The organism is Pseudomonas sp. FSL W5-0203, assembly GCF_001896155.1.
In the GTDB taxonomy this organism is placed as follows: Bacteria; Pseudomonadota; Gammaproteobacteria; order Pseudomonadales; family Pseudomonadaceae; genus Aquipseudomonas; species Aquipseudomonas paracarnis.
Map to the genome: position 1 here is coordinate 23,066 of NZ_MPOR01000020.1, position 13,934 is coordinate 36,999.

The window sequence follows — 13,934 nt, forward strand, 5'->3', positions numbered from 1 at the left end:
AAATACGATCCCTTGAAGGTTATTGCTTGCACCGCCGCTCAATAAGGCGAATTCGCACTAGACGCACTAGTGCATTTGCAGGGTCAGGGCTTGTTTTTCAGGCGCAAATCACCGGCAAACAGCCCGCGTTCACGAGCCCAGACGATCGCTGCACTACGGCTGTGCACCCCCAGCTTGGAATACACCGTGGCCACATGGTTACGCACGGTGTTGGGCGCCAGTTTCAGGCGCGAGGCGATCTCTTTGTCCGCCAGGCCCTCGCAGATCAGGCCCAATACATCGCGCTCGCGGGCGGTGAGGTCGGTGAAGGAAACATTCGGCAGGTTGGGGCTGTTGACGCTCTTGGCGTTGGCCAGCTTCTCGATCAGGGTCTGGCTGAACCAGGACGCGTCCTGCATGACTTCCTCGATGGCCGCCACCAGTTCCAGCTCCGAGCGTTTGCGCTCGGTGATGTTCATCAGCACCATCAGGTAGCAGGGCACGTCCTGGATAATCACGGTGTCGGCGGATACCACGCAGTCGATCACCTCGTTGCCTTTCTTGCGCACCTTGAGGTCCTGGCCTTCAAGGTTGCCGGCTTTTTCCAGGGTGGCGAACAACTGCGCGCCGGCCTGGGGGCTGTCGATGAAGTTGATGTCTTCGATGGATTTGCCGATCAGTTCCTCGCTGATATAGCCGGTGATGCTCATGAAGGCTTCGTTGATGTCTACCACCTGGCGATTGTCGGCACTGCATACCAGGGTCGGCACGGGCGTCAGGCGGAAGGATTTGGCGAAGCGTTCTTCGCTCTGGCGCAGGGCGATCTCGGCTTTGCGCCGTGGCTCCAGGTCGGTGAAGGAAAACAGCATGCAGTCTTCCTCGTTCATGTCCAACGGTTGGCCGGCGACGATCACCAGTTTGCTGCCACCTTCGGGCAGTCTCAGTTCGGCCTGCATCTGCGGGATGGTCGCGCCTTCGCCCAGGCGCTGGATCGCCAGGTCCTTGCGCTCGGCCTGTTCCAGCACATCCAGTTCATACACGGATTTGCCGATGACCTGGTCGCAGTTGTAGCCGGTCATCTCCAAAAAACCCTGGTTGACCTTGATGTAGCGCAGGTCGCTGAGGCGACAGATCACGGCGGGCGCCGGGTTGGCGTTGAAGGTTTTCTCAAAACGTTGCTCGGCGCTGGCCCATTCGGTGGCGTCGCTGAGGATCAGCACCAGCAACTCCGGCTCACCCTGGGCATCGGTCAGCACCAGGCTGCGCAGGCGATGTACCCAACTGCGGTGTTCGTCGTCGGCGGGCGTGACTTCCACCACCACATCGCTGAACTCTTCACCGGCAGCCACGCGGCTGAGGGGGTAGCTGTCCAGTGGCAAGGGATGGTTGTTGCGATAGCGCAGGGCAAAGCGCTTGGCGTACGCCTCGGTATTGGCGCCCAGTTCCTTGACCTCGCTGACCCCATGCATGGTCAACGCCGCTTCATTGGCCCACAGAATGGTCTGGTCGACCTCGGCCAGAATCACACCGTCGGACAGTCCCGAGATGATGGTCTGCAGTTGGCGGCGGTTGGTTTCTTTGGCGAGAACATCCTGGGTCATAACGTCTCCGATTAGGGCAGGGCAAGGCACATTGGGTTACGACATCCTGGCGTCAGGATAGTGCAGAGTTATTGCCCACGGGGCAGTGCGAATGCACCAGGGCGCCTGGTGCATATGGGCCAGGACTGAACGTATGTCGTTTCGCCACACTCACACCCATCAAGGCGCATTGCCTTGCTCCTCAATTTGAAAAGGACCTTTGTATGACCACTGTCTATGAAACCAATCGATCGCTGTTTCGAGTGTCGTGGAGCTCGGTATTGGCCGGTAGTGCAATCGCACTGGTCACCTACCTGGTTTTGAGCGTGTTGGGCACCGCCATTGGCGCCAGTGCCGTTGACCCGATGGAAGCGGGCAACCCGTTGAGCGGTTTTGGCACGGGTGCGGGTATCTGGCTGTTTGTATCGACACTGGTCGCCATCGCGTTGGGCGCCTTCGTGGCCGGCCGCACCGCGCCGGATCGTGGCGGTCTGCATGGGGTGCTGACCTGGACCTTGACCACCTTGCTCACCACTTGGCTGTTGGCGGGCCTGGCTTCCAGCGTAGTCGGTACGGCCGGCAACGTGGTGGGTAAAGGTCTGTCTGCTGCGGGCAGTGGCATTGCTGCCGCCGCGCCGGGGATTGGCAATAGCATCAAGCAACAGTTGAATGAGCAGGGCATCGAGCTGGACTGGAACAGCCTGCAAGGCCAACTGGATACGTTGCTCAAGCAGAGCGGCAAGGCTGAACTGGACCCTGCCAATGTCGAGCAGAAAGCCGATCAGGCAGCTGCCGATGGCAAGCAGTCGGCTACCGATGCAGCGACCAATCCTGCCCAGGCCGGTGATGAGCTCAAGCAATGGTTCGAACGTGTGAAAGCGTCCGGCGAGCCAGCATTGAATGCAGCGGATAAAGAGGCGCTGGTCAACATCGTCGCGGCCCGCACTGGCAAGAGCAAAGAAGAAGCCACCCAGATCGTCGACAACTATGCCCAGGCTTATCAGCAAGCCATGCGAAAAGTCGATGAGCTGAAAAAACAGGCTGAACAGAAAGCCCGTGAAGCCGGTGAAGTCGCTGCCAAGCAACTGTCCCGCGCCGCCTGGAGCACCTTGGCCATGCTGCTGTTGGGTGCGGCGTTGAGCTTCTTTATTGGTCGTATCGCGCTGACTACCCGTCGCGTGCCTTTGGCTTAAAGATGTCTGCGGCAAGGACGCCGCCTGTGTGAAGGGGTAAAATGCTGGCATTTTACCCTTATCCCACAAAGGTGACCCTTGAGCGCAGGCAAAGCCGTCGGACTGTTATTACTCACTTCCCTGTTGGCGGCGTGCGGCACCTCGCCGCCACGCACGCCCAACGACCTCTGCGGTATCTTGCGCGAAAAAGACGACTGGTACGACGCCGCCAAGGTCACACAAAAGCGCTGGGGCGTACCGATCCAGGTGCCGTTTGCCATCATGTATCAGGAGTCGGGCTTTCGCCACGACGCCAAGACCCCGCGTAAATACCTGCTGTGGATCATCCCTTGGGGCCGCGTCTCCACGGCTTCCGGCTATGCCCAGGCCAAGGATGAAGTATGGAACGACTACCGCAAAGCCACCGGCCGCAGCGGCGCTGATCGCGAAGACTTCGACGACGCCATCGATTTCATCGGCTGGTACATGGACAAGACCTACACCATCAATGGCGTTTACAAGTACGACGCCTATGGCCAATACCTGAACTACCACGAAGGCTGGGGCGGCTACCGCCAGCGCACCTACGCCAGCAAAGCCTGGCTGCCGCCGGTAGCGAGCAAGGTACAGGCGCGTTCGCAGATGTATGCGCGCCAATATGCCGGGTGCAAGGATGAGTTGGGGCGTGGGTTCTGGAGCCGGTTCTGGCATTGGTTGTAAAGGCTTTTGGATGCACGCAGATCCAATTGTGGGAGCTGGCTTGCCTGCGAAAGCGGTCGTGCAGTCACAGATGCATTGACTGACACACCGCCTTCGCAGGCAAGCCAGCTCCCACATTGGATTGCGTTAACGCGGCTGTATGCATTCCAGCGAACGATCTACCATCACGCTGGCCATTCCCCTGCACTTGCCAAACCCATCCGATTCTGGGAAAACCCCAGCCTTTGGCCCCTTCAATGAGAACCCCATGAGCAACGACGAACTGCAGGTCACCGACATCCGCCTGGGCGACGGCAAAGCCGTGGTCAAGGGCGCGCTGATCACCACCCAATACACCGGCACCCTGGAAGATGGCACGGTGTTCGATTCCTCCTGGGAGCGGGGCAAACCGTTTCAGTGCGTGATCGGCACTGGCCGCGTGATCAAGGGGTGGGACCAGGGCTTGATGGGCATGCAGGTTGGCGGCGTGCGCACGTTGTATGTACCCGCGCACCTGGCCTATGGCGAGCGCTCGATGGGCGCGCATATCAAACCCAACAGTAACCTGCGCTTCGAGATTGAATTGCTGGAAGTGCTGACGCGGGATTGAAGAGGTTGAACATGGACGTTGATCTACATCTGTTGCCTGGCAGCTCCTTGGAAGGCATTCGGGTGGTTGAGCTTTTGGGTTGCGATGAGGCTGAGTTGCAGCAGTTTTTTGAACAGGCACCCGATTACTTCATCGCGGTGAATGGCGAACCGGCTACCCCGACCGAAGCACGGGAAGAGTTACGCGGCCAATTGCCCGCTGGCTGGCATTGCAGTCGCCTGTACTGGCTGGGTTACCGCGATGCGCAGGGCCACTTGGTCGCCGTGGTGAATATAGCCGCTGATTTGCTCGCCACCGGGGTGTGGCACATCGGGTTACTGCTGGTGCATGCGCGCTGGCACGGCAGCGGGCTGGCGCAGCGTTTGCACACCGACCTTGAGGCGTGGGCGGTGGCAAAGGGCGCTCAGTGGCTACGGCTGACGGTAGTGGTGGGCAATACCAGAGCCGAGCGTTTTTGGCCCAGGCTTGGCTATGTACAGGTGCGCACCCGTGAGGGGATCACGATGGGCCGGCAGGTGAATAGGGTGTCTATCCAAGTGAAGGTTGTGGCTAGCGCGAGCATTGAAAACTACCTGGCGCTGGTCGAACGGGATTGCCCAACGTGGGGTTGAGAAAGGCGTTCCTGAACCCATCCTGAAGAATCTTCTTATTCACCAGGCTGCCACTTTCCTACGGTTTACTCCGCCAACATCGGGGCGTAAGCTTCGCGCGTTTTCATCAATAGCGGAGACCCTCAGTGGGTACTTGTTCGAGTGACAGTCGTCGGCCGGTTTCGGTAACCGGCCTCTTGGCAAGGTAACGCGCATTTTCCAGATGCCGTTGTCTCGCCTCACAAAGCGAGAAGCGGCATCCCGGCGGTGACCAGTCCTGGCACCCGCCTGATTCCCTCTCATCGACGCTGACCAGCACCTGGGTAACGCCTGGATGCTACGGACGCGCCTGCCTGTTACGGCGGGCGGGCCAGGTTCGGCTGTGCCTGTGTGACGGGCGCGGTGTGGACGGGCAGTACCTGCACGACGGTTTTTCCTCGCGCAGGAGTTACACCATGAACCTCACTTTGCTCAAAGAGTTCTTCGCCGGTTTCCTGCGGACCCGGCATATCGCCCGGCATTTTCGCCGCCTGGCGATGCTGGAGACCGTGACCGATGCCAGTGTCAGCCGCGAAGTACCGCCCAGCCTGGCGCAGACACTGGTGGCGTCTGCCAACCGCAGCACTGTGCAATTGCTGGGCGTGCTGGGCAGCCACACCGAGGGGCTGAACACTCAGGAGGCCGACGCCCTGCGCGTGCAGTACGGCCTCAATGAAGTCGAGCACGAGCAGCCGCTGCCGTGGTGGGTGCACCTGTGGCATTGCTACAAGAACCCGTTCAACCTGCTGCTGACTCTGTTGGCGGTGATCTCCTGGCTGACCGAAGACATGAAGGCCGCCACGGTGATTTTCTCCATGGTGGTGCTCTCGACCCTGTTGCGCTTCTGGCAGGAGGCCAAGTCGAACAAGGCCGCCGACGCCTTGAAGGCCATGGTGAGCAACACCGCGACGGTGCTGCGCCGCGATGCTGCCAAGCGCATTGAACTGCCGATCAAACAACTGGTGCCAGGCGATCTGATTGTATTGTCGGCCGGCGACATGATCCCCGCGGACTGCCGCGTGCTCAGCGCCAAGGACCTGTTCGTCAGCCAGGCGGCGATGACCGGTGAATCCATGCCGGTGGAGAAGTTTGCCCACCAGCAGGACGCCCACACGCGCAACCCGCTGGAGCTGGAAAATATTCTGTTCATGGGCACCAACGTGGTGTCCGGCGCCGCCACGGCGGTGGTCCTGGCCACCGGCAACAGCACGTATTTTGGTGCCTTGGCGCAACGCGTCACGGCGACAAACCGTGCGACCACCTCGTTCCAGCAGGGGGTTAACAAGGTCAGTTGGTTGCTGATTCGCTTTATGTTCGTGATGGCGCCGCTGGTGCTGTTCATCAACGGCTTCACCAAGGGCGACTGGACCGAGGCGTTGCTGTTCGCGCTGTCGATTGCGGTTGGCCTGACCCCGGAAATGCTGCCCATGATCGTCACCTCGACCTTGGCCAAGGGCGCAGTGTTTCTGTCGCGCAAAAAGGTCATCGTCAAGCGCCTGGACGCGATCCAGAACTTTGGCGCCATGGACGTGCTGTGCACCGACAAGACCGGCACGCTCACCCAGGACAAGATTTTCCTGGCGCGCCATGTGGACGTGTGGGGCCAGGAGTCGGACGACGTGCTGGAAATGGCCTACCTCAACAGCTACTACCAGACCGGCTTGAAAAACCTGTTGGATGTGGCCGTGCTCGAGCATGTGGATATCCATCGCGAGTTGAAAGTCGGCACCGCGTTCAACAAGGTTGACGAGATTCCCTTCGACTTCAACCGCCGCCGCATGTCGGTGGTGGTGGCCGAGCAGCATCAACCGCACTTGTTGATCTGCAAAGGGGCGGTGGAGGAAATTTTGTCGGTGTGCAACCGCGTGCGCCATGGCGACGTCGATGAAGCGCTGACCGACGAATTGCTGGCGCGCATTCGCCAGGTGACGGCGGCTTTTAACGAAGAAGGGCTGCGGGTAGTGGCGGTAGCGGCGCAGCCGATGCCGGCAGGGCGTGATACCTACAGCCTGGCGGATGAAAACAACCTGACGCTGATCGGCTATGTGGCATTTCTCGACCCACCCAAGGAAAGCACCGCCCCCGCCCTCAAGGCCCTGAAGGCCCACGGCGTGGCGGTGAAAGTGTTGACCGGCGACAACGAACTGGTCACGGCGAAGATCTGCCGCGAAGTGGGTCTTGCGCAACAAGGCTTGCTGATGGGTAACGACATCGAGGCGATGAGCGACGCCGAACTGGCCCTGGCGGTGGAAACCACCAATGTGTTTGCCAAGCTCACCCCCAGCCACAAGGAACGCATCGTACGGCTGCTCAAGGCCAACGGACATGTGGTGGGCTTTATGGGCGATGGCATCAACGACGCTCCGGCGTTGCGCACGGCGGATATCGGGATTTCGGTGGACAGTGCGGTGGACATCGCCAAGGAAGCGGCTGACATCATCCTGCTGGAGAAGAGCCTGATGATCCTGGAGGAGGGCGTGCTGGAAGGCCGGCGCACCTTCGCCAACATGCTCAAGTACATCAAGATGACCGCCAGTTCCAACTTCGGCAACGTGTTTTCGGTGTTGGTAGCCAGTGCCTTCATTCCGTATCTGCCGATGCTGCCGATGCACCTGCTGGTGCAAAACCTGCTGTATGACATCTCGCAAATTGCGATTCCGTTCGACAACGTCGATGACGAGATGCTTGCTACGCCGCAACGCTGGCAGCCCGGGGAAGTGGGACGTTTCATGTTGTTCTTCGGGCCGATCAGTTCGATCTTCGACATCACCACGTTCGCACTCATGTGGTATGTGTTCGATGCCAACACTCCAGACCACCAGACGCTGTTCCAGTCCGGCTGGTTCGTGGTGGGGCTGCTGACCCAGACCCTGATCGTGCACATGATCCGCACGCCGAAAATCCCGTTCCTGCAAAGCCGTGCAGCGCTGCCGTTGATGCTGATGACCGGCGTGATCATGGCCGTGGGGATATTCCTGCCGATGGGGCCTTTGGCGCACTACTTCAAATTGCAGGCGCTGCCGTCGCTGTACTTCGTGTTCCTGCCGGTGATTTTGCTGGCGTACATGGCGCTGACACAGGCGGTGAAGGGCTACTACATCCGCAGGTTTGGCTGGCAGTAACAGGTCCCATGCAACATCGCCAAACCCTGTGGGAGCCGGGCTTGCCCGTGATGGCGGTGTATCAGTCGCCAGGCTCATGGGTCGGTGTACCGCTATCGCAGGCAAGCCAGCTCCCACAGGGACCTGCGGTGTTTTTCAATTTGTCGCTGCATTCATGGAGATTTTTTATGCAGGCAATCAACAACATCAACCTCAACTCCTTGGTCGACACCGTGGTCAGCCTCAGCGCTGCGTTTATTCTCGGTGGCCTGATCGGGTTCGAGCGCCAGTACCGCCAACGCACCGCCGGCTTACGTACCAATGTGCTAGTGGCGGTAGGCGCGGCGATCTTTGTCGACATGGCCAACCGCCTGGGCGGTGCGGAAGGCGCGGTGCGCGTGGTCGCTTACGTGGTGTCGGGCATCGGCTTTTTGGGGGCGGGTGTGATCATGCGGGAGGAGGGCAATGTACGCGGGCTTAACACTGCCGCCACCCTCTGGGCTTCGGCGGCGGTGGGCGCCTGCGCCGGGGCCGATCTGATCCTCGAGGCTTTGCTGGGCACGCTGTTTGTGCTGGCGGCCAACACCTTGCTGCGGCCGATCGTCAATAACATCAACCGCCAACCCTTGGACGTGGTGTCGGCAGAGGTCACCAATATCCTCTATGTCATTGCGCGCCGCAGTCAGCAACAGGCGGTGATGGCATTGCTAGAAGCCGAGTTGGCCCGCTGCAACTACCCGGCCAGTGATGTCGATGTGCGGCCGTTCGGCAGCGACGAAGTGGAAATCGAGGCCATCCTGGCCGCCACGTCGGTGGATGGCGAAGAGCTGGATGCACTGGTGGCGCGCCTCTCAACATCAACCCTGGTGGTACAGGCTTTCTGGAGCCCGAGTACCACCGATTGATCTCCTTTGGGCTGGCCAGGATTGGCTAAGCTTGTTTGTGGAAAAATCCTACATGTAGTCCGGATTATCCCTTCAGTTGAAACATCATTGCGTTGCTAAGGTTGGGCACTTGCGGCTGTTGGGTCGTTGAGGTCCGGCGTCCGTGGTTATGCTGAGTTAATTGAAGGCGCCAGACACCGCCTCGTTAGCGTCCTCAGAGGGCAGCGCCGCTCGTCGGAACTGTCAGTTCTCACAGGTACCCAGGTCCGGTGTGATGTGTAAGGGTATTTTGTCCACATAGGGAAGTTTTATGAGCAAAGCATTAATTGTGGATGACCATCCGTTTATCCGGGCGACGGTCAAATATCTCCTGAAAGTGGAGGGGTTTGATGAGATTTTTCAGGCAGGGGATGGCGCAGATGCCATGCAGTTGGCGAGGGAGCAACGTCCCGAGCTGATTATCCTCGACCTGGCGATGCCTAAATTAGGCGGGTTGGAGGTTATCAGCCGCATCAAGGCGTTGGGCCTGCCATGCAAGATTCTGGTACTGACCTCCTACCTGGCGGTGTTTTTTTCTACCCGCTGCATGCGTTCCGGTGCCATGGGGTTCGTCGCCAAGACCGGTGAACTGGATGAGCTGCAAAAGGCTATCAAAGCCATCATGTCGGGCTACAGTTGCTTCCCCAGTTTGCCGACCAGTTCGGTGCGTCGCGACGATCTGCAAGAAACGGAACGGCAGATGATCGACTGCCTGTCGGATCGTGAATTGACCGTGTTGCAGATGCTGGCCCTGGGGCTGGGTAACAAGGAAATCGCCGAGCAAATGCTGCTGAGCCACAAGACCATCAGTACCTACAAGACTCGACTCAAGGAGAAGTTACGAATGTCCTCGGTAGTGCACTTATCCAAGTTTGCCCAGCGCAACCATCTGATCTGATCCGAACTGAAATGGTCACCACCGCGTTGATGAGGTTCGCCACGGTCCTTTGGATGAGCCTGTTACCCCTGATCGCGGTGGCCCTCGAAGAGCCTCACGCTTTGCGGCTGTTGGGGCACTCTCATATCGAAACCCCGCAAGTGACGCTGGACGAGGCCGACTGGCGTTGGCTGCGTGAGCGGCGCTCATTACTGATGGGCGTCTCGGCGCCCGATTACGTACCTTTTGACTTGACTAACAACAACGACGAGCTCGAAGGTATCACGGCCGATTTTGCCGCATTGGTCGGCCAGGCCCTGCATATCTCCATCGAGGTTCGGCGTTACGACACACGCGATGAAGTGATCGAGGCCCTGAAGCAGGGAGCGGTGGATTTCCTCGGTTCCGCCAATGGCTATGAAGCGGCCGATCCGCAACTGCTGTTGTCTCGCTCTTATGCCAACGATCAACCGACCCTGGTGACCCGCAGCGGTGACAGCCAGGTGTTGAATGATGACCTGGCCGGCAAGCGCGTGGCGATGCTGTATCACTATATGCAGCCCGACGCCGTACGGGCGTTTTACCCCCAGGCCCAGCTGGAACTGTTTGCCTCGACCTTCGAAGCCATTGGTGCCGTGGCGTTTGGTCGTGCCGACGTCTACCTGGGGGATGCCATCAGTAGCAACTACCTGATCAATCGCAACCACCTCAACAATGTACGCATGGCGGATTTTTCCGGCCTGGAAGTCAATCCGTTTGCGTTTGCCGTCACCCGGGAAAATACGCGTTTACTGCCCATCCTCAATGCTGCGCTGGAGGCGATTCCCGCCAGCGAGCAGATGGAAATTCTACGCCGCTGGAGCGGGGGTAACCTGGGCATAATCGGCGTTGACCGGCTGCACTTGAGCGCCAGTGAACAACGCTGGGTGCAGAAAAATCCACGGGTCAGGGTCGCGGTGCTCAATGATTTCCTTCCCTTATCGTTTATCGGCGATCAAGGCCAATTTGAAGGGCTGAGTGCCGAAGTGCTGTCGCGCATCAGCTTGCGTACCGGCTTGAAGTTCGATGTGGTGCCAGGCAGTTCGTTGCCGCGCCAGATCAACATTGTCAGCGCGGGCACGGCGGACATGCTGGCGGTCGTCACGCCTAGCGTGGAGCGGGCTGATAAAGTGCGCTTTACCCGGCCCTACTTGACCAACCCCTTTGTGCTGGTTACCCGCGACGGTCCGCACAGCCCGCTCACGCTGGAGGACATGGTCGGCAAACGCCTGGCCATGGTGGTTGGCAATGGGCTGCACGATGAGATAGCGCAGAATTTTCCAGGCGTGATCTTTGTCGACGTGGAGACCCCCCAGCAAGCCATGGCGCTGGTGGCCAATGGTGACGCCGATGGCGCGGTCAACTCATTGATCAGCGCACGCTATCTGATCAACCGGTATTACCGCGACCGCTTGCGTGTCACCAGTACGGTCGGCACCGAGCCTGCACGCGTGACCTTTGGGGTCAACCGCAGTCAACTGGAGTTGTATTCGATCCTCGACAAGGCACTGCTGAGTATCACCCCGCAGGAAATGGACGAGTTGATTGGCCAGTGGCGCAGCGAGGTCATCATCGAGGACAGTTACTGGTTGCGCTATCGCAACGTGATTCTTCAAGGCTTTGGGTTGGCGGCGCTGTTGTTGGCCGTCACGCTGGGCTGGGCCATTTACCTGCGCAGCCTGATTCGCAAGCGCCTGCAGGCCGAGCGGGCGCTGAGCGATCAGATGCGGTTCATGAGTGTATTGATTGACGGCACGCCGCACCCGATTTATGTGCGTGATCGCCAAGGGAGGCTGATGGCCTGCAATAACGCCTACCTCGACGTGTTTGGCTACAAGCTTGAAGACGTGATCGGCAGGACGGTGGTGGAAACCGACGTCGAAAACCCGCCACAGGCCCAGTCGTTTCATGAGGATTATCTGCGCTTGATGGCTGGGGGCGAGCCGCAGATTCATGATCGAATACTCAAGGTGCCCAACGGCGATGTGCTGACCATTTACCAGTGGATGCTGCCGTACCGCGACGGCGACGACAAGGTGGTGGGTATGATTGCCGGTTGGGTCGACGTGAGCGAGCGGCACCGCTTGCTCGGCCAGCTACAGGAAGCCAAGGACGATGCCGACGCCGCCAATCGCGCCAAGACTACCTTCCTGGCGACCATGAGCCACGAGATCCGCACGCCCATGAATGCCGTGATCGGCATGATTGAGCTGGCGTTGAAAAATGCCGAACAGGGGCGGGTCGACCGCGACGCCCTGGAGGTGGCCTCGGTGGCTTCGCGGGGGATGCTGGAGTTGATCGGCGATATTCTCGATATCGCGCGGATCGAGTCCGGGCACTTGTCGCTGACCCTGGAGCCCGCCAACCTGCATGAGCTGTTGGCGTCGGTCGCACGGGTGTTCGAGGGGCTGGCCCGAGCCAAGGGGTTGGCGCTGCAGGTTGAATTGGACCCGCTGATTGACCAGGCAGTGCTGGTTGACCCGCTGCGATTCAAGCAAGTGGTGTCGAACCTGCTGAGCAATGCCATCAAGTTCACTCCCCATGGGCAGGTCAGCCTGGTTGCACGGGCGGTGGTAGAGGGCGATCGCTTGGCCGTGCAATTATGGGTGCAAGACACCGGCATTGGAATTAGCGTCGCCGACCAGCAGCGGCTGTTCAGCGTGTTTATCCAGGGCAGCAACAATCAGCAGTCGGCACGCAGCGGGTCTGGGCTGGGGTTGGTGATCAGCCGCAGCTTGTGCGAAATGATGGGCGGCCAATTGCACTTGAGTAGTGTGCTGGGGCATGGCACTCGGGTGGACGTGACGTTGGCCCTGGCCATGACCGCCACGCTGCCGGCCCCGATTGAGCCTGTGCAAGAGGCGGCGCCTGAGGGCCGTGCGCTGAGCATTCTGGTGGTGGACGACTACCCGGCCAATCGCTTGCTGCTGGCTCGACAGCTGAGCTTTCTGGGCCACCGTATCGTCACGGCCGAAGACGGTGTGCAAGGGCTGGAGCAGTGGCGAGCGGGGCAGTTCGATGGCGTCATTACCGATTGCAACATGCCCTTCAAGAACGGCTATCAGCTGGCAAAGGACATTCGCGCGCAAGAGCGTGAACAGGGTCTTGAACCCTGCCTGTTGCTGGGGTTCACCGCCAACGCCCAGCCGGAGGAAGCTGAGCGCTGTCGGCAGGCGGGCATGGATGGGTGCCTGTTCAAGCCAACCGGGCTTGACGACTTGCGGTCGGCGCTGGCCTCGCGTTTGGCAGACGCGGGCCCGCAGCCTGTGCCGACATTCGACTTGAGCACACTCGTCGCGCTGACCGGCGATGATCACGCAGCGCTTGTCGGATTGTTGGCGCCGTTGCTTAAAAGCCTGGGGGAGGACCGTGCCTTGCTGCCACGCCTGGCAAGCCAGGCAGATTTTGCCAAGCTGCACGACCTGGCCCACCGTGCCAAGGGCGGCGCGCGAATGGTCAAGGCAAACCTATTGATCAGTGGGTGTGAAGCATTGGAGGCCGCATGTGAACAGCGCGACCGTCAGGCATTGGGGCCCGCGGTTGACGGCGTGAACGAAGCGCTTGATGTTTTGCATCGTGGCTTGAAAGCTTATTGCAATCAGCCCTGACTGCGGTTGATCGCCATTCGGGAAATTTGGGAAAACTCTTACACAAACCGGGAACATGCCTGATTTTGTCGTCGGCATATGTCTGGAGAATGGGCTGCGCTCACTGCCGAGCACTGCCTGCCCAGGGGTTTGCCATGCCGAACAAAGCACTGACCATCCTGATTGCCGATGAACAGCATCTGCAACGCTTGTACATCGAGAAAATGCTCAACCAGTTGGGTTATTACCGGATCGTGCCGGTGCAAACATTCGAAGAGGTGCGGATTCTCACTGCCATTCCTGCCGAACCCTTCGACGTGCTGATAATCAATGCGGGGCTGATGGCCCAAGCCCATGAGCCTCTGCCCCAGGTGCGTCATGTACTCGTCTACGAGCATCTGGACCTGGGCGCCCCTTGCGGCGTAACGCCGGCTGTGCGAGTGCGATTGCCGGGTGTGCCGGACCACGTCAACCTCGAACACTTCATGGACATCGTCGACCCCTGCGAGACTGCCAACGGCCTGCGGGTATTGCCGTGGCTTCGAGAGCTGTCCCGCATGCCGGTGGCCCGGGCCTAGTCCACAGCCATTGTTTGTAGGAGCTCGCTCGCGAAAAACTCGCAGGCGCTGCGTTTATTCAGGAAGCACGCGTTATCGTTGACGTTTTTTTGCGAGCAAGCTCGCTCCTGCACGAAGGCGATTCAAGGGTGCATCGTGTTTACCGTATGCCACGAAATCT

10 protein-coding genes are annotated in these 13,934 nt (G+C 59.6%); 9 read left to right on the top strand and 1 reads right to left on the bottom strand.

Features of this window, described 5'->3' with window-relative positions; all coding sequences use genetic code 11:
• Positions 1-83: 83 nt before the first annotated feature.
• The gene (locus BOP96_RS17970) at positions 84-1,580 is read right to left on the bottom strand and encodes a PAS domain S-box protein (RefSeq protein WP_073453514.1); all 1,497 of its coding nucleotides are present in this window, start codon (positions 1,578-1,580) and stop codon (positions 84-86) included.
• Between the two features lie 203 nt (positions 1,581-1,783).
• Here BOP96_RS17970 and BOP96_RS17975 point away from each other — a divergent pair, with 203 nt between their 5' ends.
• From BOP96_RS17975 to BOP96_RS18015, 9 genes are all read left to right on the top strand, one after another.
• Positions 1,784-2,752: a hypothetical protein gene (locus BOP96_RS17975; RefSeq protein WP_073453516.1), complete on the top strand. Its 969-nt coding sequence runs from the start codon at positions 1,784-1,786 to the stop codon at positions 2,750-2,752.
• Positions 2,753-2,830: 78 nt separating this feature from the next.
• Positions 2,831-3,451: a transglycosylase SLT domain-containing protein gene (locus tag BOP96_RS17980; RefSeq protein ID WP_003190361.1), complete on the top strand. Its 621-nt coding sequence runs from the start codon at positions 2,831-2,833 to the stop codon at positions 3,449-3,451.
• Between the two features lie 247 nt (positions 3,452-3,698).
• Positions 3,699-4,040 carry an FKBP-type peptidyl-prolyl cis-trans isomerase gene (locus BOP96_RS17985; protein WP_032903474.1) on the top strand — a complete coding sequence of 114 codons (342 nt, stop codon included), beginning with the start codon at positions 3,699-3,701 and terminating at the stop codon, positions 4,038-4,040.
• Positions 4,041-4,051: 11 nt separating this feature from the next.
• A complete protein-coding gene (locus BOP96_RS17990) occupies positions 4,052-4,651 on the top strand; it encodes a GNAT family N-acetyltransferase (protein ID WP_019821432.1) in 600 nt (199 codons plus the stop codon).
• Positions 4,652-5,085: 434 nt separating this feature from the next.
• On the top strand, positions 5,086-7,791 hold the full coding sequence (gene mgtA / locus BOP96_RS17995) for a magnesium-translocating P-type ATPase (protein ID WP_073453518.1): 2,706 nt from the start codon (positions 5,086-5,088) through the stop codon (positions 7,789-7,791).
• A gap of 167 nt (positions 7,792-7,958) precedes the next feature.
• The gene (locus tag BOP96_RS18000) at positions 7,959-8,675 is read left to right on the top strand and encodes an MgtC/SapB family protein (protein WP_073453519.1); all 717 of its coding nucleotides are present in this window, start codon (positions 7,959-7,961) and stop codon (positions 8,673-8,675) included.
• 289 nt (positions 8,676-8,964) lie between these two features.
• Entirely contained in the window at positions 8,965-9,591 is a 627-nt protein-coding gene (locus BOP96_RS18005; protein ID WP_014717992.1) for a response regulator transcription factor, read from the top strand.
• Positions 9,592-9,644: 53 nt separating this feature from the next.
• On the top strand, positions 9,645-13,217 hold the full coding sequence (locus BOP96_RS18010) for a transporter substrate-binding domain-containing protein (RefSeq protein ID WP_373420029.1): 3,573 nt from the start codon (positions 9,645-9,647) through the stop codon (positions 13,215-13,217).
• Positions 13,218-13,351: 134 nt separating this feature from the next.
• On the top strand, positions 13,352-13,774 hold the full coding sequence (locus BOP96_RS18015; RefSeq protein ID WP_032903477.1) for a hypothetical protein: 423 nt from the start codon (positions 13,352-13,354) through the stop codon (positions 13,772-13,774).
• Positions 13,775-13,934 lie beyond the last annotated feature (160 nt).